The 24,507-nt window shown below is 71.7% G+C and carries 21 protein-coding genes; 14 read left to right on the top strand and 7 right to left on the bottom strand.

Annotated elements, in window-relative coordinates:
• The first annotated feature begins 83 nt into the window (after positions 1-83).
• The 3 genes from ACWEGE_RS17105 (at position 84) to ACWEGE_RS17095 (ending at position 2,187) form a co-directional block, all read left to right on the top strand.
• Positions 84-545, top strand: coding sequence for a VOC family protein (locus ACWEGE_RS17105; protein ID WP_449661410.1), 462 nt, complete (start codon positions 84-86; stop codon positions 543-545).
• A 132-nt stretch (positions 546-677) separates the two neighbouring features.
• On the top strand, positions 678-1,739 hold the full coding sequence (locus tag ACWEGE_RS17100) for a hypothetical protein (RefSeq protein WP_449661409.1): 1,062 nt from the start codon (positions 678-680) through the stop codon (positions 1,737-1,739).
• A gap of 100 nt (positions 1,740-1,839) precedes the next feature.
• Positions 1,840-2,187, top strand: coding sequence for a CU044_2847 family protein (locus ACWEGE_RS17095; RefSeq protein WP_449661472.1), 348 nt, complete (start codon positions 1,840-1,842; stop codon positions 2,185-2,187).
• Between the two features lie 11 nt (positions 2,188-2,198).
• On the opposite strand, the gene ACWEGE_RS17090 is transcribed toward ACWEGE_RS17095, so the two are convergent.
• Both ACWEGE_RS17090 and ACWEGE_RS17085 read right to left on the bottom strand, forming a co-directional pair.
• Positions 2,199-5,834 carry a trypsin-like peptidase domain-containing protein gene (locus tag ACWEGE_RS17090; RefSeq protein WP_449661408.1) on the bottom strand — a complete coding sequence of 1,212 codons (3,636 nt, stop codon included), beginning with the start codon at positions 5,832-5,834 and terminating at the stop codon, positions 2,199-2,201.
• Between the two features lie 56 nt (positions 5,835-5,890).
• Complete coding sequence (locus ACWEGE_RS17085) at positions 5,891-7,048, bottom strand: FAD-dependent oxidoreductase (RefSeq protein ID WP_449661407.1); 1,158 nt, start codon at positions 7,046-7,048, stop codon at positions 5,891-5,893.
• Positions 7,049-7,161: 113 nt separating this feature from the next.
• Here ACWEGE_RS17085 and ACWEGE_RS17080 point away from each other — a divergent pair, with 113 nt between their 5' ends.
• The gene (locus ACWEGE_RS17080; protein WP_449661406.1) at positions 7,162-7,836 is read left to right on the top strand and encodes a TetR/AcrR family transcriptional regulator; all 675 of its coding nucleotides are present in this window, start codon (positions 7,162-7,164) and stop codon (positions 7,834-7,836) included.
• Positions 7,837-7,900: 64 nt separating this feature from the next.
• On the opposite strand, the gene ACWEGE_RS17075 is transcribed toward ACWEGE_RS17080, so the two are convergent.
• Positions 7,901-8,869: a helix-turn-helix transcriptional regulator gene (locus tag ACWEGE_RS17075; RefSeq protein WP_449661405.1), complete on the bottom strand. Its 969-nt coding sequence runs from the start codon at positions 8,867-8,869 to the stop codon at positions 7,901-7,903.
• A gap of 173 nt (positions 8,870-9,042) precedes the next feature.
• On the opposite strand from ACWEGE_RS17075, the gene ACWEGE_RS17070 reads away from it, so the two are divergent.
• The 4 genes from ACWEGE_RS17070 (at position 9,043) to ACWEGE_RS17055 (ending at position 14,124) form a co-directional block, all read left to right on the top strand.
• Complete coding sequence (locus tag ACWEGE_RS17070) at positions 9,043-12,456, top strand: S8 family serine peptidase (RefSeq protein WP_449661404.1); 3,414 nt, start codon at positions 9,043-9,045, stop codon at positions 12,454-12,456.
• Positions 12,457-12,567: 111 nt separating this feature from the next.
• Positions 12,568-13,164: a sulfite oxidase-like oxidoreductase gene (locus tag ACWEGE_RS17065; protein WP_449661403.1), complete on the top strand. Its 597-nt coding sequence runs from the start codon at positions 12,568-12,570 to the stop codon at positions 13,162-13,164.
• Positions 13,134-13,856, top strand: coding sequence for a ferredoxin reductase (locus ACWEGE_RS17060; protein WP_449661402.1), 723 nt, complete (start codon positions 13,134-13,136; stop codon positions 13,854-13,856). Before ACWEGE_RS17065 ends, ACWEGE_RS17060 begins: the two co-directional genes overlap by 31 nt.
• A 1-nt stretch (position 13,857) precedes the next feature.
• The gene (locus ACWEGE_RS17055; RefSeq protein ID WP_449661401.1) at positions 13,858-14,124 is read left to right on the top strand and encodes a DUF6510 family protein; all 267 of its coding nucleotides are present in this window, start codon (positions 13,858-13,860) and stop codon (positions 14,122-14,124) included.
• Positions 14,125-14,132: 8 nt separating this feature from the next.
• Here the strand turns inward: ACWEGE_RS17055 and ACWEGE_RS17050 are convergent, their stop codons facing one another.
• A complete protein-coding gene (locus ACWEGE_RS17050) occupies positions 14,133-14,690 on the bottom strand; it encodes a hypothetical protein (protein ID WP_449661400.1) in 558 nt (185 codons plus the stop codon).
• A gap of 155 nt (positions 14,691-14,845) precedes the next feature.
• On the opposite strand from ACWEGE_RS17050, the gene ACWEGE_RS17045 reads away from it, so the two are divergent.
• The 4 genes from ACWEGE_RS17045 to ACWEGE_RS17030 all read left to right on the top strand — a co-directional run bounded on the left by ACWEGE_RS17045 (position 14,846) and on the right by ACWEGE_RS17030 (position 18,567).
• Complete coding sequence (locus tag ACWEGE_RS17045; protein WP_449661399.1) at positions 14,846-15,898, top strand: sensor histidine kinase; 1,053 nt, start codon at positions 14,846-14,848, stop codon at positions 15,896-15,898.
• Positions 15,895-16,521, top strand: coding sequence for a response regulator (locus ACWEGE_RS17040; protein ID WP_449661398.1), 627 nt, complete (start codon positions 15,895-15,897; stop codon positions 16,519-16,521). The genes ACWEGE_RS17045 and ACWEGE_RS17040 overlap by 4 nt, the downstream gene beginning before the upstream one ends.
• A 94-nt stretch (positions 16,522-16,615) precedes the next feature.
• Complete coding sequence (locus ACWEGE_RS17035) at positions 16,616-17,242, top strand: Atu4866 domain-containing protein (RefSeq protein ID WP_449661397.1); 627 nt, start codon at positions 16,616-16,618, stop codon at positions 17,240-17,242.
• Entirely contained in the window at positions 17,239-18,567 is a 1,329-nt protein-coding gene (locus ACWEGE_RS17030) for an amidohydrolase family protein (RefSeq protein ID WP_449661396.1), read from the top strand. Before ACWEGE_RS17035 ends, ACWEGE_RS17030 begins: the two co-directional genes overlap by 4 nt.
• Positions 18,568-18,578: 11 nt before the next feature.
• On the opposite strand, the gene ACWEGE_RS17025 is transcribed toward ACWEGE_RS17030, so the two are convergent.
• Positions 18,579-18,722, bottom strand: a complete 144-nt coding sequence (locus tag ACWEGE_RS17025; RefSeq protein WP_449661395.1) for a hypothetical protein — start codon at positions 18,720-18,722, stop codon at positions 18,579-18,581.
• A gap of 9 nt (positions 18,723-18,731) precedes the next feature.
• Between ACWEGE_RS17025 and ACWEGE_RS17020 the strand changes: the two genes are divergently transcribed.
• Together ACWEGE_RS17020 and ACWEGE_RS17015 are read left to right on the top strand one after the other, a co-directional pair.
• Complete coding sequence (locus ACWEGE_RS17020; RefSeq protein WP_449661394.1) at positions 18,732-19,424, top strand: glycosyltransferase; 693 nt, start codon at positions 18,732-18,734, stop codon at positions 19,422-19,424.
• A gap of 388 nt (positions 19,425-19,812) precedes the next feature.
• The gene (locus ACWEGE_RS17015) at positions 19,813-20,253 is read left to right on the top strand and encodes a hypothetical protein (RefSeq protein WP_449661393.1); all 441 of its coding nucleotides are present in this window, start codon (positions 19,813-19,815) and stop codon (positions 20,251-20,253) included.
• Positions 20,254-20,270: 17 nt separating this feature from the next.
• Here the strand turns inward: ACWEGE_RS17015 and ACWEGE_RS17010 are convergent, their stop codons facing one another.
• Both ACWEGE_RS17010 and ACWEGE_RS17005 read right to left on the bottom strand, forming a co-directional pair.
• Positions 20,271-20,447 carry a hypothetical protein gene (locus ACWEGE_RS17010; RefSeq protein ID WP_449661392.1) on the bottom strand — a complete coding sequence of 59 codons (177 nt, stop codon included), beginning with the start codon at positions 20,445-20,447 and terminating at the stop codon, positions 20,271-20,273.
• 524 nt (positions 20,448-20,971) lie between these two features.
• Positions 20,972-23,989, bottom strand: a complete 3,018-nt coding sequence (locus tag ACWEGE_RS17005) for an NB-ARC domain-containing protein (RefSeq protein ID WP_449661391.1) — start codon at positions 23,987-23,989, stop codon at positions 20,972-20,974.
• Positions 23,990-24,507: the final 518 nt, after the last annotated feature.

Below are 24,507 nucleotides of genomic sequence, written 5' to 3'. Positions count from 1 at the left end.
TTCACGACGAATCGAGGACAGCGGCTGTCCGCATCCGTTGGCAAGGTGGGCCACCCCAGCCCGACGACCGACGGAGCACCCCGATGAGCCGACACGTCCAGGTCACCTTCGACGCCCACGACCCCCGAGCGCTTTCGGCGTTCTGGCGCGAGGTGCTGGACTACGTCCACCCGGCACCGCCCGGCGTCGAGCTGCCCGAAGGCGCCGACCCCCTCGCCGCGTGGGACGAGTTCCTCGAACGGGCCGGCGTGCCGGAAGACCGGCGCAACAGCAGCTCCGCCGTCGAAGACCCCGACGGGCAGGGCCCACGCCTGTTCTTCCAGCAGGTGCCCGAGGACAAGACCGTGAAGAACCGGGTCCACCTCGACGTCCGGGCCGCGCCCGGCCTGCGGGGCGCCGAGCGGATGGCCGCCCTCGAGGCGGAGTGCGCACGGCTGGTCGCCCTCGGCGCGTCCCGGGTACGCCGCTTCGAGCCCGCACCGCCGCTCAGCGCCGGGTTCATCGTGCTGGCCGACCCCGAAGGCAACGAGTTCTGCTTGGACTGACGGCGAGCGCCGCCCCCAAGATCGCGTTACGGCGAATGACGTATTGCCACTGCGACTGGTTGACGTTTGACTTGAAGCGCATCGCAACCGCGTGTTGGCCACCGGCACGCGTCACATCCGGGGGGATCGTTCATGTCACGTCCACCAGCACTGTCGCGCGTCCGCGTCCTGGCGGCCGGCGGCCTCCTCACGGCGCTGGCGGGCGCGGTCGTCCTGCCGGCGCCCGCCACGGCCACCACGCAGAGCACCGATCTCGGGGTTCTCCCGGGTGGCAGCTACAGCTTCGCCTTCGGGATCAACTCGAGCGGAACCGTCGTGGGCGAGTCCTCGGTCGGCCTCGGCACCCACGCCGCGCGCTGGAACCCCGACGGCACCGTCGACGACCTCGGCACGCTGCCCACCGGAGTGGGCAGCACGGCGGAGGCCGTCAACGACGCCGGTGTCGTCGTGGGCAGCGGCAGCACGCGGGATGCCCAGTCCTCCTTCCGCACCCACGCCGTGCGCAGGAACCTCGACGGCACCGTCGACGACCTGGGCACCCTGCCCGGTGACATCGCCAGCGAGGCACGCGGGATCAACTCCGCCGGCGTCGTCGTCGGCTTCTCCCAGCAGCCGGACGGCGTCCGGCACGCGGTGCGGTGGAACCTCGACGGCACCATCGACAACCTCGGCACCCTGCCCGGCCTGAGCAGCAGCCAGGCGAACACGATCAACGACGCCGGCGTGATCGCCGGTTACTCCTACGGTTGCTGCCCGGGCACCAGGGCCGTGCGGTGGGCCCCGGACGGCACGATCGGCACGCTGGGCATCGGCACCGCCTCGTCGACCAGCATCGCCACCGGGATCAACACCGACGGCGTCGTCTCCGGCTACGAGACGACCGACACCACCCGCGTCGCGCGCTGGGACAGCGCCGGTGCGATCACCCTGCTGAACCCGCTGCCCGGCGACGCCACGAGCTGGGCGTCGGACATCTCGGCGTCCGGGGTGATGGTCGGCATGTCGTACACCTCGGGCGGCACCGACCACGCCGCCCGGTGGGACCCCGACGGCACGGTCTCGCGGCTCGCCCCGCTCGCGGACGGGAAGGACGCCAACGCCAACTCCGTCAACAACAGCGGACAGGCCGCGGGGTACGCGACCACAGCGGACGGCCACACCCACGCGGTCAGGTGGTCCACGGGGGCGAACTAGCGCAAGTTCTCGCCACACCATCCGTCTCGGGGCATACTCTCGCCCCGAGACGGATGGCGGCGACACTGCCGTCAACCCGTAAGCGGACAGAGGGGTATTGGTGATCGAGGAGCATTCGCCGACTGCGCGTCCCGTTCACGTCCCGGTCGAAATCGACGGCCGGACGCTGTTCGTCGAAGTCGTCCCGGTCGGAGAGCAGGAAGATCAGGAGGTTGCCTCGCGGCTGCTGGGTTTCGCCGATTTCACCGCGTCGCTCGGGGCGTTGACCAGTTCCGTCACCGATGCCGTCCTCAGTGGCGCGCGGAAGGTCAAACCGGCCAAGGTGGCGGTCGAGTTCGGCTGCGAGGTCGGTGTCGAAAGTGGTCAGCTGACCGCGATCCTGGTCAAGGGCACCGCGAAAGCGAACGTGAAGGTGACCCTCGAATGGAAGCCCGGTGAGCAGAGCTGACGCTGCCTGCCCTACCGGTCACGGGCCCCGAGCAGGTCGAGGTAGTTCTTGATCACCGCCTCCGTCGACAGCCTGGCCCGTAGCTGAACACCCTGGCCCACATCGAGGTTCTGGACTTCGGTGGCGGCCTCCAGCCTGACTCTCGGACTCACGTAGGTGTCGTAAGCGACCTGGTGCAGGATCTCGATTCCCAGTGCCTTGTCGAATTCGCCGACCCGGACGCCGAGCCTGGTCCGGTTGCCGGACGCAACGGTGAAGGTCGGCGCCAGCCGGCGAACGATCGCGCGGCCGGAGTCGAAGTCCAGCCAGAAGACCTGCACGACGGCACCCAAGCGGATTTCGGCCGGGACCTCGGTGCTTTCCACCAGCCTCTGAGCAGTCTCGAGTCCTGCGCGGGAGTCCTCCTCGGCGAGCGCGGCCAGGGAAGCAAGCCGCAGCTCTGTGGAGAACTGCTGCGCCACGATCAGATCCCGGAGGGCGGCGAGACCGACTTCGGCGTCGAGCCGGGCGGCCTGCCGCGCGGCCCGGATCCAGAACTCGCGGTCGTCGGCATCGGAAGCCCACCAGTAACCGCGGCGGCTGTCACCGTGGACCCCGACCACGTCCGCCAGTGCGCGTGCGGCGGCCGCGGGATCCATCCGGCCCGCGGCGATCCCCGCGGCGATTCTTTCGTCGCCGAATCTCGTATCCGCCACGAGCTCGAGCAGCAGCGACAGGCCGGCTTCGGCGTCGATGGCGGCGACTCGCTCGGCCGCGTCCAGCCGGAGGCCTTTCGCGACTGCTTCGCTGCCGACGATGGATTCGTACGCCTGCACGGCCCGCGCGTCGCCGTGGTCGGTGAGCTCCCGCGCGGCGGCGAGCCGGACTTCGGCGTCCACCAGACGGTCCTGGGCGAGAGCGAGCAGCAACGAGGTACCGGCACCGGCTTCCCAGCCTTCGATCGTCAGTGCGGCCTCCAGACGGACGCAGCCGGATATTTCGTGGCGGCCGCCCAGGGAGGCCAGAGCGTCCGAACCCGTGCCCGGGCCGAGGGCGCGTCCCGCGCTGAGCCTCGCCTCCTCCGAGGCATCGGAGTCGTAGGTGACGGCGCGGAGGAGTTCGTCACCACGCTGCGGGTCACGTTCGGCGACGACCTGTGCCGCCTCCACGCGGAGGCCGTCGGGCCGGATGTCGCGGGCGAGCTTTCCCAACGCGGCCATCCCGCGCCGGGGATGCTGCGCAAGCAGGTACTTGGCGGCCTTCAGCCGGTCCGGGCCGTCGAGCGTTTCGTCGGCGGTCAGGTCCTCGAGGGCTTGGATGCCGATCGGCGCGCTGGACTCGAGCAGCATGAAGCTGGAATCGAGGCGACGCTGCCACCCCATCCCCTGCCGGGCCGTCTGCTGGAGCGCCAGTGCGGCCCGTTGGCCGTCGACGTGGTTCAGCGCTTCGGCTGCCGCGTGCCATTCCCGGTGGCTCCGCCCGTGCTCGGCCACCCAGCCGGCCAGCGTTTCCACCAGTTTGGCGTGCACCTTCGGCGGCAGTTCCACGCCCTGCCGGTGCAGTTCGACGAGGAAGCGGTAGTTGTCGTCGCGGTGGCGGCGGTTCAGCAACCGGCGGAGAACCGGCGTCAGGTCGCGGCCCTGCCGGGCCCACAGGGCGGCGAGGAAGCTCTTGACTTCGAGGTCCGGCCAAGGCCACGGCTGGGGGACGATCAGTTTCCGCGCCCCGCGCCGGCGTGGGTCCGGGTGCAGGCCGGCCAGGTGCGCGGCAGCGAGGTATTCCTGGATCGTCTGGTGGAGGAACCCGAAGACGCCGCGACGCTCGACGAGCAGTCCGCAGCTGCGCAGGACCTCCCGGATGACCCTGTCCCACTCGGCCGACGACAGCGTGACCGGCCTGGGGACGTGCTGCGCGACGATGACCGCCGAGTCGGTCCGGACGGCGGTCCCGAACGGGTCGGTTCCGGCACGCTGCACCTCGTGGGCCAGCAGCCTCAGCAGCTCAGGGGTCCGCTGGACCAGCTCCTCCCCGGCCGTTTCGGCTTCGGGACCGCTGCGGCCGGTCCACTCGGCGAGCAGCTCGCGCACGTTCGTGATCTTCCTCTTGGCCAGCAGCAGCTCGACGAAGTCGGCGTAGAGCTCCGCCCGGTTTCCCGGCAGGCGCCGGCCCGGGGAATTCGCGTAGAGGGTGAACAACATGGCTGCGATCAAGGGAATACCGGCCAGCGGGGCGAGTCCTGCCTCCTCGACCCGCTGGACGAAGCTCTCCGCGGCGGACCGGGGGTCGGCCACCTGGAGCTGGGTGAAACACCTGCCGGCGAAGTCGGCCAGCTCGGGTCGCCCGAACGGCTCGATCGTGAAGGTCGGGTAGTCGCCGTTGCCGGCGATCTTCTCCATCAGGAAGTCCGGAAGCGGCCGCGAAGTCAGCAGGAACCGGTATCGGCCCTCGGTGCGGTGCCGGGAGACCTTCGAGAGCACGATCGACCGCAGCTGGGGGTTCAGGATTTCGTCGACCCCGTCGACCAGCACGAGCCATTCCCCACCGGGAAACGGCGGCTCACCGAACAGGGCGGTCAACGTGACGCGGTCGAGCTCGGTGTCGAGGCTGCGGACGACGCCGTCGGCGAGCATCTCGCTGAGGCCGTGGCGAAGGGTCAGCGCCTCGGCCGAGACCAGGATGGGCACGGCGGAATCGGTGCCTTCCTCCAGCCATTTCCGGGCCGACTCGGCCGTGAGATGACGCGCGAGGCTGGACTTCCCGGCGCCCGGGCCACCGAGTACCTGTACACCGCGATACGCGTCCAGCAGGCTGTCCGCATCCACGAGTTCTCCGGCCTCGGCGGGCGTCTCGTCATCGCGGGCCCGGCCGGCCTTCTGCGTGAGGTAGACCTTGGCGAGGGGAGACGGGATCTCCAGCACGGCCGCATAGGGATGAGTGGCGTCGGCGGCGCTCGCCGCCTTGAGGTACCGGCGCAACCGCGGCCCCGGATACCGTGCGCCGGACTCGGCGAGCTGGGTGTCGTCCAGCAGGTCGAGCCAGTCGCGGGCGGCGGGCATCGCCGTGTTCGCCTCGGCGAGCCCGGGGTAGCCGGCAAACGCCGTGCTGATCGGGACGAAGCGGGCCGTGTCGTCGTGCGCGCCATCGCGGTAGCGGACGACCCCGCACACCGCACCGGTTCGCCAGTTGAGCACCGGGGCACCACTCATCCCCGGCTTGATCCGCCCCTGCGTGCCCTTGAGCAGGATCGGGCCTTGGACGTGTTCGGACGTCCCGTCCAGGCGCAGCGAAACGGCGTCACCGGCGCGGTACTTGCCTTCCGGATGGCCGAAGACCCACAGTTCGTCACCGGGCGCCACCGAGGCAGCCAGGTGGACGTGCGGCGACCGGTTCCCGCCCACCGGCCGGAGAAGCGCCAGATCGAGCCCGTCGGGTCCGCCCGCCAGGTAGTAGTCGCCGAGCACCTCGAAGTCGCAGGCGTCCCGCGTCGCGGTGGCCGGGCCGTGCACCACCCCGGCCGGCTCGCCGGCCGAGGTGACGACGTGCGCGCACGTCAGGACGAGATCGGGGGTGACGAAGAAGCCGGTGCCCTTGACCGTCGTCGACGGAATGGTCAGCGGCACTGTCGCCGCACGCACGGCCGCTGCGAGCGCTTCGCGTTGTCCGTGCATCCAGCCCCATCGCTCCCTCGATCGGAGCTAGAGCGTCCGACGCGGGCCAGTCTGTGTCAAGCAGTATCCGTTCCGGGTTCGGCGGCGGGCATGCCCTCGAAGAACCGGATCATCTTCGTCGGCGGGCCGTCGACGAACATCATCTCGAGGCCGCTCTGCGACGCCGCCGCGGCTTCGGCGGCTCGGGGGAACATCGTGGTCTCGTAGCGGGCGAGCGCGGTTTCGACGTCGGGGCCGGCGAGGATCTCCCGTGCCAGGTCGGCGCCGTCGATCAGGGCGATGTTGGCGCCCTCGCCCGCGAACGGGGACATGAGGTGCGCGGCGTCGCCGACCAGGGTCACGCCGGGAACCCGGTCCCAGCGCAGGCCGGTCGGCAGGGCGTGGATCGGGCGGGGCCAGATGGTGCCGTCGTCGCACCCGCGGATCAGGTCGGTCAGGGCCGGGGCCCAGCCGGGGTACTCGCGCAACAGCCCCGCGCGGGCGGATTCCGGTTCGTGCCAGTCGATTCCGCTGTCGGCGACCCAGTTCTCGGGGACGCGCAGGCCGCAGCCGAACGCGATGGTGTCCCCGCCGTGCCCGCCGATGTACTTGTTGTCCGACAGCGCGAAGAAGCTTCCCCGCCCGGTGAGCGCGAGCGCTTCCGGGTGCTCGGCCGCCGCGTCGGTCAGGCGCATCTCGACAATGGTGATCCCGCTGTAGGCGGGCTTGACCGGGGTCAGCAGCGGCCGGATCCTCGACCACGCGCCGTCCGCGCCGACGACGAGATCGGCGCGGACCACCGAGCCGTCCGCGAACTGCAGCTCGTGCCCGGTCTCGCCGGGGCGCGCGGCGACGACCTTGTGCCCCCAGGCGATCGTGCCCGGCTCCAGCGAGTCGACGAGCAGCTGCCGCAGTTCCGTCCGGCCGATTTCCGGACGGCCGCCGCCGCCCGCCGGTTCGCGCTGGTCGACGTGCACCCGGCCGGTCTTGTCGAGCAGGCGCAGGTCCTCACCGCCGACGTGCGTACGCGCGCGGAACTCCCCGTACAGGCCGGCTTCCTTGAGCGCTACCTGCCCGGTGTCCTCGTGGATGTCGAGCGAGCCGCCCTGCTGCCGGGCGTCCGGTGTGGCGTCCGCTTCGTAGACGGTGACGGGTGTTCCGTTCCGCTGGAGGATGCGCGCGCAGACGAGACCGGCCGGGCCCGCGCCGACGATGGCGATACCGCGTTCGGACATGCCGATTCACCCCTTTCCGATGGGAGAAGTGTGGTGCCCTCGACGCACGGTAGGCTTAACGAACCCTGTTCGTCAAGTTGACGAACAGGGTTCGCGAGGGCTATCGTCCGGTGGTGTCCCAGCGTGATCCCTTCGGCGCCGCCGAGGTCGAGAGCCGTCGCAGAGCGGCAAAGCCACTCCTGAGCCGCGAAGCGATCATCGAAGAGGCGCTGCGCCAGATCACCTCGGACGGGGTCATGAGCCTCCGCAAGATCGCGAAGGCCCTCGACACGGGCCCGGCCTCGCTCTACGCCCACGTCGAGGACGTGAGCGAACTGCAGGCGCTCGTCCTCGACCGCGTACTGGAAGCCGTCGAGGTCGGCCAGGGGGAAGGCTCGTGGCGCGACCGGCTCGAAGGACTTCTCCGCTCCTACACCGAAGTCCTGATGAGCAGCCCGGCCGTCGCCCTGATGGCCGTCCGGACCACGGCCGTGGGGCCCCACGCGCTGCGCATCGCCGAAACCCTCCTCGGGCTCCTCGCCGAAGCCGGTGTCGACCGGGCGAACGCGGCCTGGGCCATCGACATGCTGACCATGTTCGTCACCGCGGTCGCGGCCGAACACGCACACGGCCCGGACCCGGGAGCACCGCACGGCCCCGTCGCCCAGGCGATCAACCGGGCCCCGGCGAGCGAGTACCCCCGCGTCCACGCCGCACGCACCGAGATCATGTCCGGCACCGGCGAGGAAAGGTTCGCGTGGTCGATCGACGTCCTCATCCGGGGCCTCCTCTCCCGCGCCCGGCCCTGAGCCGGCACCGGAGCCGGGCGAGAGCCTGGTCGCCATCGGCCCGAGCCGAGCCCGGTGGGCCCGCTCAGATCCAGCCCCGCCGGGTGGCCTCCATCGCGATCTGGAACCGCGTCTGCGCCCCGACCCGCGTCATGAGCTTGGTGACGTGGCGCTGGACGGTCCGCTCGCTCCAGCCCAGCGCCCGCCCGGCGGCCTTGTCGGTGGCGCCGGAGGCCAGCAGCATCAGCAGCTTCGCTTCGTCCGCCGACAGCTCGCCGGGCTCGGCGGAGCCGAACCGCACCGGCACGCTGCGCGTCCACACCGCCTCGAACAACGCGATCAGCGCGTCCAGCAGCGGTGACGGGTGGATGAGGTACGACGCGGTGAGCGCGGGGTCACCGGGGCGCATCAGCGGGATGATGGCGAGCCGGTCGTCGGCGATCGCGAGCTTCATCGGGACGTCGCCGTCGATCCTGGCCTGCTCGCCGTGGCGCACGCCGAGCTCGATGTCGTCGATGCGCCCGGGCAGCTCGATCGCGCTCTTGTCGTAGACGACCCGGCACTTCACCCCGCGGCCGAGCAGGCCCAGCTCGACCTCGTTCGAGTCCGAGGCGCCCCGCGGCGCGGCGTACGGCGGGCGGTCGAACCCGCGCATCTGCACCCGGATGTCCTGCTGCATCCGCGCCCAGCGCTCGTTGACCTCGTCGCGCCCGGTGATCACCTCGACCAGCTCGCCGGGGTGCGCGAACCGCGTGCTCGCGCGGTACATCTCCATCAGCGTGCCGATGTGGCGGCGCGTGTCGCGCAGCGCGGCCTCGCGTTCGCGGAGCACCGCCTCGATCGCCCGGTCCGGCGGGACGACGACGTAGCGCGACGGACGGCCGCCCGCCCGCGTCGCCAGGCCCAGCCCGACGAGCGTCCGCACCACGCGCCGCGTCACCGGCAGGGAGAGGCGTGCGTCCTGGGCGAGTTCGGGGACCGTCGCCCGGGTGCGCCGGACCAGCGCGTCGTAGATCGCTTCGTCCGCGTCACCGAGCCCGATCGGCTCCAGCACCGCCGCTCCTCCCCTGTCGGGTTCCCGCCACCTGGCGGGAATTCGCCGCCTCGGTGAGCTTGTCATGTGTTGATCACTCATGCACCGTTTTGACGTCGACGGCGCGCAACCTCACTCGGGGCGCGCCGTCTCGCTTGTCCGCCGGAACCTGACGGAGCGAAGGAGTCTCCCCCATGTCCCTGTCCGCCTTGCGGACCCGCGGGCGCCACCTGGCCCTCGCGGTGCTCGTCGCCGCCGGGTCGCTCGGCACCCTGCCGGCGGCGGCCGCCGCCGCACCGGCACCCCCGCCGTCGGCGCACCACAAGATCGCCAAGGAGCTGCTCGACCGGATCGCCGGCGCCCGCTCCGGTCCGGGCACCCGGTTCGAGGCGGTCGTCGTGCTGAAGGACCGGGGCCTCGCTCCGTCCTCACCGGACGCCGCGCACCGGACGCTCACCGACTCGGCCAAGGCCATGCAGGCCCCGGTCACCGACCTGGTCGGCGCCCGCCGCGACCAGGTGGTGAACACGTTCTGGCTCAAGAACATGGTGCTCGTCCGCGCCACCCCGGCCACCCTGGACGCCGTCGCCGCGCTGCCGCTGGTCGACCGCGTCATCCCCAACTTCACGCTCAAGACGCCGACCGAGCCGCAGCGGAAGCAGGCGAAGGCCGAGGCGGACGCCGCCGTCGCGTGGGGCGTGTCGAAGATCGGCGCCGACCGGGTCCAGGCCGGCGGCACCACCGGCGCCGGGGTGCGGGTGGCGATCCTCGACACCGGCATCGACACCGCCCACCCCGACCTCGCGGGCAAGCTGGTGAGCGCCGACCCGGCGAACCCGGAGCACCCCGGTGGCTGGCTCGAGTTCGCCGCCGACGGCTCCCCGGTGCACTCCACGCCCCACGACAGCTCCTACCACGGCACGCACGTGGCGGGCACCATCGCGGGCGGGCACAGCTCGGGCACGCAGATCGGCGTCGCCCCCGGCGCGGAGCTGATGGCCGGGCTCGTCATCCCGGGTGGCTCCGGCACGCTGGCGCAGGTGATCGCCGGGATGCAGTGGGCGATCGCGCCGTACGACGCCGACGGCAAACCCGCGGGCAAGCCGGCGAACGTCGTCAGCATGTCGCTCGGCGAAGAGGGCTACAGCAGCGAAATGGTCGAGCCGGCCCGCAACATCCACCTGGCCGGCGCCTTCCCCGCGTTCGCCATCGGCAACGACTGCGTCGCGGGCGGTTCGGCGGCGCCCGGCAACGTCTTCGAGTCGACCGGGGTCGGCGCGACGGACGACGGCGACAACGTGCCCGACTTCTCGTGCGGTGGTGTCGTGCGGAAGAAGGACTGGGTCGACGCCCCGGCGAGCTGGCCGGACAGCTACGTCGTGCCCGACCTCTCCGCGCCGGGCGTGGACGTGCTGTCCTCGCTGCCCGGCGGCGAGTACGGGCTGCTGAGCGGCACGTCGATGGCGACCCCGCACGTCTCGGGCACGGTCGCGCTGATGCTGCAGGCGAACCCGAAGCTGACCCCGGACGAGACCCTGGAAATCCTCACCGGCACGTCGTTCTTCGACAACCGCTACGGCGCGCGGCCGAACACCCGCTTCGGCGCGGGCCGGATCGACGCGGCCGCCGCCGTCGCCGAGGCGCGCCTCGCGAGCGGGATCACCGGCACGGTGACCGCGTCCGGGAAGCCGTTGGCGAAGACCACGATCACGGTCGCGGCCACCGGCCGGTCCTACACCAGTGACGGCGAGGGGCACTTCAAGGTCCGGGTGCCCGCCGGCACCTACGACCTCACGCTGTCCCGGTTCGGGTACCGCGACGAGCGGGTGCGGGCCGTGGTGGCCACCGGGAAGCAGACGGCGCTGCGCGTCACGCTGAAACCGACCCCGCGGGGCACGATCAGCGGCCGCGTCACCTACGGGCCGACCGGTTCGACGGTGCCCGGCGCGACGGTCCGGGTGCTCGACGTGCTCGACGAGCTCACCGCCGTCTCGGACGGCGACGGCCGCTACACCGTCCAGAACGTGCCCGAGGGCACCTACCAGGTGGCCGCTTCGGCGGCGGGCATCTCGGCCGCGCCCCCGCGGCAGGTCGTCGTGACCGGCGGACACCGGCCGGCCGCGGCCGACTTCGCGCTCCCGCGGCCGCCCGCGACCCAGCGGGTCTCGCTGACCCGTGACGGCGGGCAGATCCAGGCCCACACCTTCTGGCCCGCCATGAGCGGGGACGCCGGGGTGATCGCGTTCGCCAGCGGGTCCGGCGAGCTCGCGCCCGGCGACACCAACGACGACATGGACATCTTCGCGCGGGACGGGCGCACCGGGGCGATCGAACGGATCACGGTGGCCTCGGACGGCACCGGGGCGAACGCGTGGTCGGTCAGCCCGACCGTCAGCCCCGACGGCCGGTACGTCGGCTTCCTCAGCGGCGCGACGAACCTGGTGCCGGGCGACGCCAACGGGATCCCCGACTCGTTCGTCCACGACCGCCGGACCGGCGCGACCGAGCTGGTTTCGGTGTCCTCCGAGGAAAAGCAGGCCGACGGGCTGTCCGGGCAGCCGGTGTTCGGCACCGACGGCCGCTACGCGGTGTTCCTCAGCCAGGCCACGAACCTGGTGCCGGGCGACACGAACGGCAAGCAGGACATCTTCGTCCGCGACCGGGTGGCCGGGACCACCGAGCTCGTCTCCGTGGGCATCGGCGGCGCACCGGCGGACGGTGACTCGCTCGAGCCGAGCGTCAGCGGCGACGGCCGGTTCGTCGCGTTCGAAAGCGGCGCGGAGAACCTGGTGCCCGGTGGCGGCAACGCCCACCGCGACGTGTTCGTGCGCGACCGCAAGACGGGGACCACGGAAGCGATCCCCGCGCCGGGCGGGGCGGAGGCCACGCAGCCGTCGATCAGCGCGGACGGCCGGAAGGTGGCCTACGTGGTCAGCCCGGCCGACGGGCCCTCGCAGGTCTACCTCTACGACCGGCAGGCGCACACGAACACGCTGGTGTCGCAGGCGGCGAGCGGGACCGGCGGGGCCGACTCCTACACGGCGAGCCCGCGGATCAGCGGGGACGGGAGCGCGGTCGCGTTCTTCAGCTTCGCCGGCAACCTCGTGCCCGGCGACGGTGACGGCGCGTCCGACGTGTTCGTGCGCGACCTGCGCACGGCGAAGACGGAGAAGGTCTCCGGCGCGCTCGGTGGCCGGGAAGGCGATGCCTACAGCGACTTCCCGGCCATCAGCACCGACGGAAAGTACGTGGCGTTCGAAAGCGAGGCGACGAACCTCGTCGAGGACGACACGAACGGGCGCTCGGACATCTTCGTCCGCGACCGGGCCCCCGGGCCCGCGCCGCGCTTCGCCGTGGCCGACCTCCGCACCGAGGACAGCCATTGGTGGTCGCCCGCCCGGGTCTCCGCGTCGGTGAAGGACGTCGGCGAGAAGGCCGGTGAGTACCAGGCGGTGCTGTGGGTCGACGGCGTGGTCGCCGCCGAACGGCCGGTCTCGGTGCGGCCGAGCCAGACCACGTGCGTCACGTTCGAGCTGCCGAACCTGGCGCGTGGCACGCACACCGTGCGGCTCGGCCCGCTCACCGGTTCGGTGACCGTGGGCCGCTGAGTGACCCGGCCGGGAGGGTGATGGGCCCTCCCGGCCGGGATCGCACGAAGGTGTGGGTCCCGTTCCGCCGGTGGGTGGGTTAGATTGAGCGCCCGACGAAAGGGGGCCGGTGTGGCCGTGTTCAGCCGGGCGTTCCACGGGCGTCGCGAGCAGGACGCCGCCCTGCCGCCGGGCCAGTACCTCACCGAGGACTTCCCCGTCCTCTCGGCCGGGCCGACCCCGCCGGTGTCCACGAGCGACTGGTCGTTCACGGTCACCGCCGAGAGCGGCGAGCGGCATGCCTGGACCTGGGCCGACCTGATGGCGCTGCCCGCCGAGGAGCCGACCGTCGACATCCACTGCGTCACCCGGTGGTCGAAGCTCGGCACGACCTGGCGCGGTGTGTCGCTCGACGTCCTGCTGGAGGACGTCGAGACCGCCGCGGACTATGTGCTGGCGCACAGCCACGGCGGCTACACGACCAACCTGCCGCTGGAGGACGTGCTCGACGGCAAGGCGTGGCTCGCCTTCGAGTTCGAGGGCGAGCCCCTCGAGCCGGTGCACGGCGGGCCCGTCCGGCTGCTGGTGCCGCACCTGTACTTCTGGAAGTCCGCCAAGTGGATCAGCGGGCTGCAGCTGATGCTCGACGACCAGCCCGGGTTCTGGGAAGAACTCGGCTACCACAACTACGGAGACCCGTGGCGGGAACAGCGCTACGACGGCGACTAGGCCACCGGCGGCTGACCGCCCGGCTCGTCGAGGTCCGCGACGAGACGGCCACCGCGCGCACCCTGCGGTTCGCCGTGCCGGGCTGGCCGGGGCACCTCGCCGGGCAGCACGCCGACCTGCGGCTCACGGCCGAGGACGGCTACAGCGCACAGCGCAGCTACTCGCTGTCCGCCCCCGCCGACGGCGAGTTCGTCGAGCTGACCGTGCAGCTGGTCGCGGGCGGCGAAGTCTCGCCGTACCTCGTGCGCGACATCGAGGTCGGGGACGAGGTCGAGGTGCTCGGCCCGCTCGGCGGCTGGTTCGTGTGGCGGCCGGAGCAACCCGGCCCGGTGCTGCTGATCGGCGGCGGCTCGGGGATCGCCCCGCTGATGGCGATGCTGCGCGCCCGCTCGGCGGCGAGCCCGCCGTTCCGGCTGCTCTACTCGGTCCGGACCCCGGCGGACGTCTACTTCGCCGGCGAGCTGGACCGCCCGGAGGCGACCGTGCTGTACACGCGGGAGACACCGGACGGCGTCGAGCGCGTGCCGCACCGGATCGACGCGGCGGACCTGACGGCGTACGGGCTGCCGGCCGCGGAGGAACCGACCTGTTACGTGTGCGGGCCGACGTCGTTCGTCGAGACGGTGACGGGCTTGCTGATCGACGCCGGCCACGACCCGGCCCGCGTCCGCGCCGAACGCTTCGGAGGCTGAGATGACCGACGGACACCTCGACGGCAACGTCCTGGCCGGGCCGCTGAGCAGCGTGTTCACCGCCGAGGTGAGCACCGCGGTCGCGGTGTGCGCGGGCTGCGGCCGGTCCGGCCCTCTCGCCGCGGCACGCGTGTACGGCGCACCGATGGGTTACGTCGCCCGGTGCCCCGGCTGCGACCAGGTCCTGCTCCGCTACGCGGAAGCCCCGACCGGCACCACGCTCGACATGCGCGGGATCGCCACACTGCGGCTGACGACGGCGGGCTGACGCGGCCTTCACCGGCGCGCGGGGGCTGCCTGCACGACGCCGATCGACAGCCACACCAGCGATCCGCCGGCCACGACGTGCACGACGCTGGTGAGCGGGGTGTCCGGCAGCCGCGCCGCGACCGCCAGCACGGGCAGCGCCACCAGGTAGCCCACCGCCGGCACCCGGGGGTGGACCCCGGCCCGCAGCGTGGCCACCCCGAAGCACACCGCGCCGGCGGCGAAGACCAGCGCGCTGCCCAGCAGCGCCACCGTGGTCGGGCCGCGCAGCAGTTCCTTCGTCACCGCATCGTCGAGGAAGAACAGCGCCAGGTTCAGCGTGAACGCCGCGCCGCCGAAGAGGCCGAGACCGACGGCGTTCACCGTGTAGGCCACCGCGCCGAACGCACCGGCCGCCGGGGCCTGCCGCAGGTGGAGCACGGTCAGCAGCGGGACGGCGAACGCCGGGGACAGCCCGAGCACGAAGCTCGTCGCCGCGGTTTCGCCGGTGCCCGCTTCGATCAGGCCGGGCACGGCGATGGCGAGGCCGGCGAGCGTTCCGCACCCGGCCCCCAGTCTGGTCAGCATGGGAAACCTCCTTGGCAGGCAACAGTTTCGGTGAACGGTAGGAAGCGCGCCGGCCCGCGGGAAGTGCCGGACGGGCCGGGTGCGCGTGGCCGGACGACACGTGCCGTCCGGCCGAACCTGGTCCGGCAGGCCGCGGACGGCCGTAGGCTCGGGTGATGGTGACGCGGATCGTGCCGTGGGTTTCCGGCGCCGTGTACGGGATCGTGCTGGTGGCCGGGCTGTACTCCGCGGTCGCCGGCCTCGGCCCGGCGAACGGGGTCCGGCTCGCCGGCTTCGCCGCCGGGGTCGGGGCGCTGTTCGTGCTGGACACCGTCGAGCGGCGGGTGGCCCGGCTGCCCGCCGCGTTCCTCGTCGCCCGGCTGGTGCTGTTCTTCGCGGTCGCCGCGCTCGACGGATCCGGGTTGTCGCGGGCGCTGTTCGTGCTGGTGCCCTTCGCCGCGTACCTGACGTTCGGGCGCACGGCCGGGCTCGTGCTCGGCGGGCTCTGCCTGGCGGTGCTCGTCGGCGGGCTGGCGGTGTGGGTGCCCGGCTGGTACCGGGACACCGGCGCGGTCTCCGACGTGCTCATGTTCGCCACGGGCCTGGTGCTGGCCCTGGCCATGGCCGACGTCGCGGTCCGGGAGCGGCGGGCCGCGGCGCGGGTCGCGGAGCTTTCCGCCGCGGCCGAACGCAACCGGCTGGCCCGCGACATCCACGACAGCCTCGGCCACCACCTGACCGCGGTCTCCATCCAGCTGGAGAAGGCGGCCGCGTTCGCCGGCCGGGACCCCGGCGTCGCCGGCCAGGCGCTGGCCGACGCGCGCCGCTCGGTCGGGTACGCGCTGGAGGACGTCCGGACGTCGGTCGGCACGCTGCGGGGTGGGCGTTCCCTGGCCGGCGCATTGGCCGAGCTGGGCGTCGCGATCGAGGTGCACGGCGAGGAACCCGACCTCGGCCCGGCGACGGTCACCACGCTCTACCGGGCCGCGCAGGAGGCGGTCACGAACGCCCGCAGGCACGGCCGGGCCGATCAGGTGCGGGTGTCGGTGACCTTCGGCGCCGCCACCCGCCTGGTCGTCACCGACAACGGCCGCGGCTTCGACACCGGCGCGGCCCGGTCCGGGTTCGGCCTGCTCGGCCTGCGGGAACGCGCCGCACTCGTCGGCGGCACGGTGTCGGTGGACAGCGAGCCGGGCGCGGGCACCCGGGTCACGGTGACCGTGCCGTGAGCGTGCGGGTGCTCGTGGTCGACGACCAGCGGCTGGTCCGCGAAGGCATCGCGTCCCTGCTGGCCATCCAGCCGGGGATGTCGGTGGTCGGCACGGCGGCCACCGGCCGCGAGGCCGTCGAGCGCACCCTGGCGCTCGGCCCGGACGTGGTGCTGATGGACGTGCGGATGCCGGAAATGGACGGCGTCGACGCGCTCACGGTGCTGCGCCGCCGCGCCCCGGACTGCCGCGTGGTGATGCTGACGACGTTCGACGACGAGGAGTACGTGGTGCAGGCGCTGCGGGCCGGCGCGGCCGGGTACCTGCTGAAGGACCTCCCGGCCGCGGAGCTGGCCGAATCGGTCCGCCTGGCCCACGCCGGCGTCACCCAGCTCGGTCACGCGGCGGCCCGCCAGGTGGCCGCGGCGCTGTCGGCGCACCCGGCGTCCGCGGAGGCGTTGACGAGCCGGGAGACCGAGGTGCTGCGCATGGTCGCGACCGGGGCGACGAACCGCGAGATCGCGAAGACGCTGTTCCTGAGCGAAGGAACGGTGAAGAACCACATTTCCCGCATCCTCAGCAGGCTCGGCCTCCGCGACCGCACCCAAGCGGCGATCCACGCCAGGGACCGGGGCCTGATCTGACGCTTCCGCCGCCGCGGCGAGCGCTGCGTGGGTGCGCCGCACCCAGGAGAAGCCCACACTGGTTGCGCACGGCGCCGGCCCCGATGGTGGGTGCATGGCCCCACCGAAGATCGACCCGGCCGCGCTGACCGACGCGGCCGGACCCCTGCTGTTCGCCAACGCGACGATCCACACGCTGGACCCCGGCCTCGGCGACCTCGGGAACGCCGACCTGCTGCTGGCCGGCGACAAGATCGCCGGCGTCGGGCCCGGCTTGCCCACCGACGGCGCGACCGTGGTCGGCTGCGGCGGGCTGAGCATCGTCCCGATCGCCGGGTTCAGCGACCTCGCACCGGGCAGCCCGGCCACCTTCGCGGTGATCGACACCCACGGCCGCAAAGCCTGGGAGCACCTCATCTGGCGCCCGGAGCACGCCGTCCTGGTGATGGCCGACGGCGTCGCACAGGCGACCACGTCCTCGCCGGCTGCCCCGTCCGACAGCCCGTACGTCGGGATGTGGGTCGACGAATCCGGGTTCCTGCACCAGGAACTCACCCCCGGCGGCCGCTACGACGAGACCCGCGGCGGTCGCCCGCACGCCTACCAGGGCAACTTCTGGATCGACGGCAACCGCATCGTCTACCTCGACGACCAGGGGTTCTGGGCGTACGGCGAGTTCCGCGACGGCGTGCTGCACCACGCCGGCTACACCCTGCACCCAACCCCCGAGGAGCGGTCATGAGCATCCTGTTCACCGGCGGCGCCGTCGTCACCATGGACCCGGAACTGGGCGACCTGGCCCGCGGCGACGTGCTCGTCAGCGGGGAGCACATCGTGGCCGTCGGGCCCGATCTGCGCGACCACCCCGCCGCTCGTGCCGCCGAGATCGTCGACACCACCGGCCGGATCGTGAGCCCGGGCTTCGTCGACACGCACCGGCACGCGTGGCAGGCGCAGCTGCGGCGCAGCATCCCCGACGTGACCGACCTCGGCGCCTACGTCACCAGCACCCTCGCCCGGATCGCCCCGGCCTACACCGCACACGACATCTACATCGGAACCCGCCTCGCGGCCCTCTCGGCGCTGGACGCCGGCATCACCACGATGCTCGACTTCTCGCACAACTCACGCAGCGCCGCCCACTCCGACGCCGCGATCCAGGCGCTGGTGGACACCGGCATCCGCGGCGTGCACGCCTCGATGGCCCCCCACTTCGGCGACTGGGACGAGCAGTGGCCGCAGGACGTGCGGCGACTGCACGCGGCCCATTCCTCCGGGCTGGTCACGGTCCGGCTCGCGGCACTGGCGAGCGGCGACTTCGGCGGGCCGCTGATCGAGTACGGGCCGCGGCTCGCGGCCGTCGCACAGGACCTGGGGATCGGGGTCAGCGTCGACGCCGTGTTCGGAACGTCGTCGTCGACGGCGATCCTGGGCTGGGCCCGCGCCGGGCTGCTCGGCCCGGACGTCACGCTGATCCATGCCACCGGGCTCACCGCGGAAGCCTGGCGGGCGATCGGCGACACCGGCACGACCATCTCGCTCGCGCCGACCTCCGACGCCCAGATCGGCCTGGAGACCGCGGTACCGGCCGTCGACGAGGCGCTGGCGGCCGGGGTGCGCCCGGGGTTGAGCATCGACGTGGAGGTGGCACTCGCCGGCGACATGTTCACCCAGATGCGCACCCTGCACGCGATCCAGCGGATGCGGGCGGTCAACAGCGCATACGGCACGAACGCCACACCGCACCGGATCACGACCCGCGACGTGCTCGATTTCGCCACCCTGCAGGGCGCCCGCACCAACGGGCTGGCCGCGGTCACCGGTTCGCTCACGCCCGGCAAACAGGCGGACCTGCTGGTCGTCAACGCCACCGACGTCAACACCATGCCGCTCAACGACGCGGTGGGCACGCTCGTGCTGGGCGCCGACGCGCGCAACATCGAAACGGTGCTGGTCGCGGGGGTGCTCCGCAAGTCCGGTGGCCGGCTGGTCGGCGTCGACGTGACCCAGCTGCACGAGCAGGTCGTCGCTTCGCGGGACTCGATCCTCGCCACGGCGGCCTCGTAAGGGCTCCGGGTTCACGGCGTGACGAGCGCCTCGAACTCCTTCGCGACCTCGGCGGCGCTCGGCAGATCGGCGATTTCCGCGGCGATCTGCCGGGCACGGTCGCGAACCGACGGCGCCACGGCCTGCTGCTCGACGCCGCTCGCGCCGCCGGGCACGAAGCGGTGGTGCTCACGGCGAAGGAGCCGGCGCCCCGGCCGGCTCCGGCCACCGTCTGGCCGGCGGGCCTCGCCGTGGCGGCGAACGTCGAAGAAACCCTGCGCCGCACGGGATCCCACCCGGCGCACCCGGGCCCGGGAACGATCGAGTACTTCGCCGGGGTGCGCGTCGACCCGGCCATCGAAGAGACCTTGAACTTTCTGTCCACATTGGACCCAGACCTGCTGGTGGCCGAGGAGCTCGACCACCTCGGTCCGCTTGCCGCGACGATGCCGAAGATCCCGTGGGTCGAGCACCGGGGGGCCATGGTGTCCACTGTGGACGCGGCCGGGTTCGACGTGCTCGCCACCGCGGACGACCTGCCTGCCGCTCCCGGCGTGCACGCCCTCGGCTTCGTGCCGCTCGCGAAGCTGCTCCCCGAAGTGGACGTCGTGGTGTCCGCCGGCGGCACCGGCACGGTCCTGGCCGCACTCACCGCGGGTCTGCCCCTGGTTCTCCGGCCGTTCTTCGCCGACCCCCCGTGGAACGCGGCACAGGGAGCCGCAATCGTCATCGACGCCCCGGCCGACGCCGGCGAAGCGGCCCGCCGCATCATGAACTCGGCCGACCACCGAACGGCAGCCGCCACCGCCGCCGAGGCGATCGGCACGATGAACTCCGCCGAGCACGTCATCGAGCAACTGGCCGGCCTGCCGCGCTGACGCGAGCGATCTTTTCGGGACGAATTCAACAGTAGCGATACCGTCGGCGACGGTCATGAGGTAAATGGGTCGTCCCGAAACTCCGAGCGGTCGCCGTCACCACCCGACGGGGCCTTGGCGTCACATTATTGGGACAGGCAACTTGGAGCGGTGTGTAACAACGGAGGCCGCAGCGACGTCCTTGACGGAGGCCGGGAACCCACGACCCCCGGACCGCATCATGAACCAGCGAGCCGTCAGTCCCACCACCACGACGGATCGCACAGCACCAGGAACACCTCGCGAACTGGGAGTCAACTGCGATGAAGCGGGCAGAATCACATACCAGCCAAACGAGGGAAGCGGTAGAACTCGTCTGGCGAGATCAGCGGTTCAGGGGGAGGAACGCATGAGCGAAGCCGGAAACGCGCACCCGCCCCCGAAGCAACCACACCGGCTCGCCGCCGACGTACCCGCCAACGAAGCCAGCGAGCTGCGGCGCAGATACCTGGCCGGCGACACACTGAGTACACTGCTGGAAGATTTCGACGGCAGCTACCGAACGTTGCGCACCGTACTGGAGGAGCAAGGCGTCAGATTTCGGCCACCACAGCCGAAAATGCCACCCGCGCCGCCCGGGTTGATCGAGACCTACCGCAGCGGCAAGTCGATCATCGAAACCGGGAAGACCTTCGGGCTCGGCCGTGACATCACCAAGCGCATGCTGATCGAGGCAGGCGTCAAGCTTCGAGGCCGCGGTCGCCCTGCGAAGAAGTCAGCCCGGAGCGCTGCGACCGAGCCCGGCGCGCGGGGCGAGCAACCGCGCCGACGGCGAGGCGCCCAGCCGTAGCCGGGCGCCTCGGCGCGTCAGTTGCCCGTCGAGTAGTAACGCCAGTAATCGACCGATTCCAAGTGGGAGCCCGTGGCAACGGAGATCGACTCCGGAGCGGGAGCCGAGACGACGTAGGTCGACTCCTGGACGGCATCCCCGGTACCCTGGGACGGCGCTTGGGCGGCCGCGGGCGTCACGGAGAGCACTCCCATCACGCCAGCCAAGACCACGACCGGAGGCATTGCTCGCTTCAACTCCGCCATCCTTCGATCTGGAGCTGCTACGGATAAGCAGCTACCTTTATCAGGGACGACGAGACTCTAGCGTCAACGGATTTACCCCCGAACGTGACCCCCCTCCACCGATCCGGCGACGGCCGTCAACTGGGAATGCAGATTTCGCCAAGATCCGGGGATTCTAGGGCCTACTCTTCAGTAAGGGTTCACCCGGTCAGGGGTGGCCCTTTTAGCGCTCCGTGATAATTGATCATGCTACTCGACTCCGCGGTGGAGCACAACGATCACGACAGCAAGATGATCACCCAGTGACACCGGGTAACAAATACTAAGGAATCCTGCCCCGATCGGACGACTCCGCACAGTAAAGCGCCGCCCAGAACAGCAGGAACCCTTATATCAAGCGGCGCCCTGCGGCGCACGCCGCGGCAGCCGAGAGGGCATTCAGCCGCGGCGCCGAGCCACAACCGAGCGTCGCCAAGATGCACCAGGACGGTGCCCTACACCGCCTCGTCGGAGCCGGCTCGCAGCGAACGGTTCCCCTCCAGCGCCGACAAGCGCGGCGACGGCATCGCGACGGTGTCGCGGTCGCCGTCACGAGCCTGTGGAACCACGGCGAAATCCAGCTCCTCCAGCAGCGCCTCGATCCGCCTCGCCTGCCCGACGCGCTCCCGGTCGCGGAACAGCCGCGCCGCCCGCTGCCAGAGTGCGCGCGCGTCATCGACGTTGCCCCGGTCGCACAGGATCCGGGCCAGCGTGTCCAACGCCCGGCCACGCCCGGTTGCGTGCCCGGACCGGTCCGCGAGCTCGACCGCCCGGTGCGCGTGCTTCAGCGCCGCCCGGTCGTCACCCTGAGCGTGCCGCAGCCGCGCGAGAACGGTGTTCAACTTCATCGCCGCCGGCAGGTGCTGGCTCGCCTTCACCAACCCGGCCGCCTTGCGGCACTGCTCGTCGGCTTCCTCGCACCGGCCCATCCGGGTCAGCAGGTCCCCCATGGCGATGTGGGTCAGGATCCGACCGAGCTCGTCGTCGATGCGTTCCCGCGACACCAGCGCCCCCTCGTACAGCTCGAGCGCCTCGCGCTGGTGACCGCCCTGCTCCAGGAGCGCGTCCGCGAGGCGGTGCATCGCCGCCGCGCACCGTTCCGGATCCCCCAGTGCGCGTGCCGCCGCCAGCGTCTCCCGCGACATCGTCACCGCCTGCGCCACCCGGCCGGCGTGCAGGTGCCGCCGCGCCATGTTCAGCATCACCGTCACCCGGCCGATGCCGATGCCGTGCGCATCGACCAGCCGCAACGCCGCTTCCAGGTACGGCTCGGCCTTCGAGTCCTGTCCCATCAGCAGCAGGACGTGCCCCAGATCGTTCAGGCTGGAAGCCTCGGCGGCCACGTCGCCCACCGACGCGGCCGAGGACGTCGCGACCGTGAACCCGGTGACGATGTCGCCGAAGTAGCCGTGCCGGTCGAACACGTCCGCGGTGAGGGAGGGCAGGGTGAACGCGATCTCGTGCAACCGCACCCGCGCGGCGAGTTCGACGGAAGCGGTCAGGGTCGAGCGCTCGCGCAGGAACCACTGTCGCGCCGCCGCCGCGGTGGCGAACCGTGCCGCCGTGACACCGGCACTGACCTGCGGCATGTCCAGACGCCCGCGTCCCGGGTACACCGTCCGATGCGCCTCGAACGCGGTCAGCAGGTAGAACTCGAGCAGCCTGCGCCGCGCCTCGTCGACGTCGGGCAGCTTTCCCGCCAGCGATGCCGCGAACAGCTGCAACAGGTTGTGCATCCGGTACCGGTCGAGATCACCGGGCTGGTCGATCAGGTGCGCTGCCACCAGGACGTCCAGTGATCGCCGCACGCTCGAGAGCGGCCGGCCGTCGGCGGCCGCCACCGCCTCCGAAGCCACCTCCACCCCGGGGTGCAGCCCCAATATGGCGAACGTCCGCTGCTCCGCCGGCGCCAGCCCCTGGAACGACAGCGTGAACGCCGACCGCAGGCTCCGCCCCGGCCCGTCGCCGTCGTTCCCCAGATCCAGCAGCATGTCCGCGTCCCGCAGAGCCTCGGCCAATGTGGTCAACCGCATTCCCGCCCGCGCCGCCGCCCGCACGGCGACCAGGGTCAACGCCAGCGCGTTGCCCTGGCACAGCACGATCAGCCCGCTCACCCCGGCCGAGTCCTGCCGGACCCGCAGTCCGACGCGCCGCTCCAGCAGTTCCCGCGCCGCTCGTGGCGACAACGGCGCCACCGTCACCACCGGAGTCGTCCGCACCGCCGACAGCGCCGAGAGCCGCTGGCGGGTCACCACGACCACCGTGCAGCCGGCCAGCACGCCCAGCAACGGCTCGACCTGGTCGGTCCGCGCCACGTTGTCCAGGATCACCAGCATCCGCCGCTGCTGCAGCAGGCGGGTCAGCCGCGCCGCACGGGCGATCGAGGACACGATCTGGTCGACCTGCACGTCGAGCAGCTCCAGCAGCATTTCGACGACGTCCGCGGCGGTGGCCCCGGAGGTCTGGCCGTCGCCACGCAGATCGAGCATGACCACGCCGCTCGGGTAGCGGCTCGCCACCCGGTGCGCCCATTTCAGGGCCACCGTCGTCTTGCCGACGCCCGGCCCGCCGGTGAGCATGACCACCTCCGAGCGAGGCAGGCCGGCCGAGTCGGTGGTGAACGCGTCAAGCTCCGCGAGCACGCCCGCCCGCCCCACGACCCCGTCGACATCGGGCGCCAGGTGCCAGACCCGCGAGGGTGCCTGATCCTCGACGGCCCGCTTCTCCACCGGCGACGAGGGAGGAGCCGGCTTCGCCAGGACCGGGAACGTGACCGCGCCCGGCTTGATCACCTCGTTGTAGACGGCGAGCAGCTCATCGGCCGCCTGCGGGTCCCCGAGCTCCTGGAACTCCCGGTGGACCCGCCGGAAGTACTCCGACGCCTCCAGACCGCGCCCCGCGGCCACGAGCGCGCGCACGCGCAGCTTCGTCAGGCTCAGCTCCATCGGGTGGGCGGCGTCCAGCTCCTCCAGCCGGGCCACCACCAGCTCCGTCTGCCCGAGCAGCAATTGTTGGGCGGCCACGAACGCGTTGGCCGGGATCCACTCGTTGCGCTGCCAGCGACGGCGCCAGTCTTCGGCGGCCTCGGTCCGCAGGTCCACCAGCGGCTCGTCGCGGCGCAGCCGCAGCGCCGCCAGCGCCTCGACGTGCGCGCGGTCGTGCTGTCCCTGCTCGTGGAACTCGCGCGCGCGGGCCATCATCACCCGGAACAGCCGGTAGTCGATCCGCTGTTCGTCGAGGTCGAGCCGGCAACCGCCCTTGGCGATGCTGATGCTGCGCGGATCGACGCCCTCGGCTTGGAAGGTCTGCCGCAACCGGGCGCCGACCTGGTGCAGCGTCCCGAGGCTGTCCTGCGGCAGGTTCTCCCACTCGTCCCACGCCCAGGCGACGACGGTGTCCACCGGGACCCGCTGGTTCGGCTGCGCCAGCAACGCCGCCAGTACCTTGCCGGGACGACCGCGCACGGGCTTCACGCCCGGATTCCCGTGCAGAAGCAAGGCCGTTTGCCCAAGGATTCCGAACCCGATTTCCACCCCGACCCCTCCCATGGCGAAACCCCATCGCCAGCCCTCGCCGCCCTCAGCATTTTCACACTCGTTCCGACCGACGGCCAGCTCGCCGCCACCAATGTCCCGAAATGATGATCACGCTGATCACCCATGCGTACCCGAACCGGCAGTACACCCCCGGTTTTCCGTCGACGAGGAGCGACTGATGACAGATTTCGGACACCAAGCCCGGGTGGACAGTTTCGCGACAGAAGGGCTCCACCACCACCGATGGATCACCGGCCGGAAACGGTCACGAATGCGCAACACAACCAGAAATACCACACTGACGATCAACGTTGATCAACCGTCAACGATCGGATCGGTGAGCTGAAAGCCGTTTCTCAAGCCCTCCCCGCAGTCTGGATTCAAGCCCACGACGCGAAGGGAGACCCCGATGACCGGCACCTGGACAAGCAACTCCGGCGGCCAGGCCCATCGGC

The sequence above is a fragment of the Amycolatopsis sp. NPDC004747 genome (assembly GCF_053601335.1).
This window is presented reverse-complemented; position numbering and strand designations above follow the sequence as displayed.

Bases quoted from the DNA above. Each gene is read 5' to 3' on its own strand.
- ACWEGE_RS17105 (WP_449661410.1), top strand. From the start codon at position 84: ATGAGCCGACACGTCCAGGTCACCTTCGACGCCCACGACCCCCGAGCG.
- ACWEGE_RS17100 (WP_449661409.1), top strand. From the start codon at position 678: ATGTCACGTCCACCAGCACTGTCGCGCGTCCGCGTCCTGGCGGCCGGC.
- ACWEGE_RS17090 (WP_449661408.1), bottom strand. From the start codon at position 5,834: ATGCACGGACAACGCGAAGCGCTCGCAGCGGCCGTGCGTGCGGCGACA.
- ACWEGE_RS17085 (WP_449661407.1), bottom strand. From the start codon at position 7,048: ATGTCCGAACGCGGTATCGCCATCGTCGGCGCGGGCCCGGCCGGTCTC.
- ACWEGE_RS17070 (WP_449661404.1), top strand. From the start codon at position 9,043: ATGTCCCTGTCCGCCTTGCGGACCCGCGGGCGCCACCTGGCCCTCGCG.
- ACWEGE_RS17055 (WP_449661401.1), top strand. From the start codon at position 13,858: ATGACCGACGGACACCTCGACGGCAACGTCCTGGCCGGGCCGCTGAGC.
- ACWEGE_RS17050 (WP_449661400.1), bottom strand. From the start codon at position 14,690: ATGCTGACCAGACTGGGGGCCGGGTGCGGAACGCTCGCCGGCCTCGCC.
- ACWEGE_RS17045 (WP_449661399.1), top strand. From the start codon at position 14,846: ATGGTGACGCGGATCGTGCCGTGGGTTTCCGGCGCCGTGTACGGGATC.
- ACWEGE_RS17035 (WP_449661397.1), top strand. From the start codon at position 16,616: ATGGCCCCACCGAAGATCGACCCGGCCGCGCTGACCGACGCGGCCGGA.
- ACWEGE_RS17030 (WP_449661396.1), top strand. From the start codon at position 17,239: ATGAGCATCCTGTTCACCGGCGGCGCCGTCGTCACCATGGACCCGGAA.
- ACWEGE_RS17015 (WP_449661393.1), top strand. From the start codon at position 19,813: ATGAGCGAAGCCGGAAACGCGCACCCGCCCCCGAAGCAACCACACCGG.
- ACWEGE_RS17010 (WP_449661392.1), bottom strand. From the start codon at position 20,447: ATGGGAGTGCTCTCCGTGACGCCCGCGGCCGCCCAAGCGCCGTCCCAG.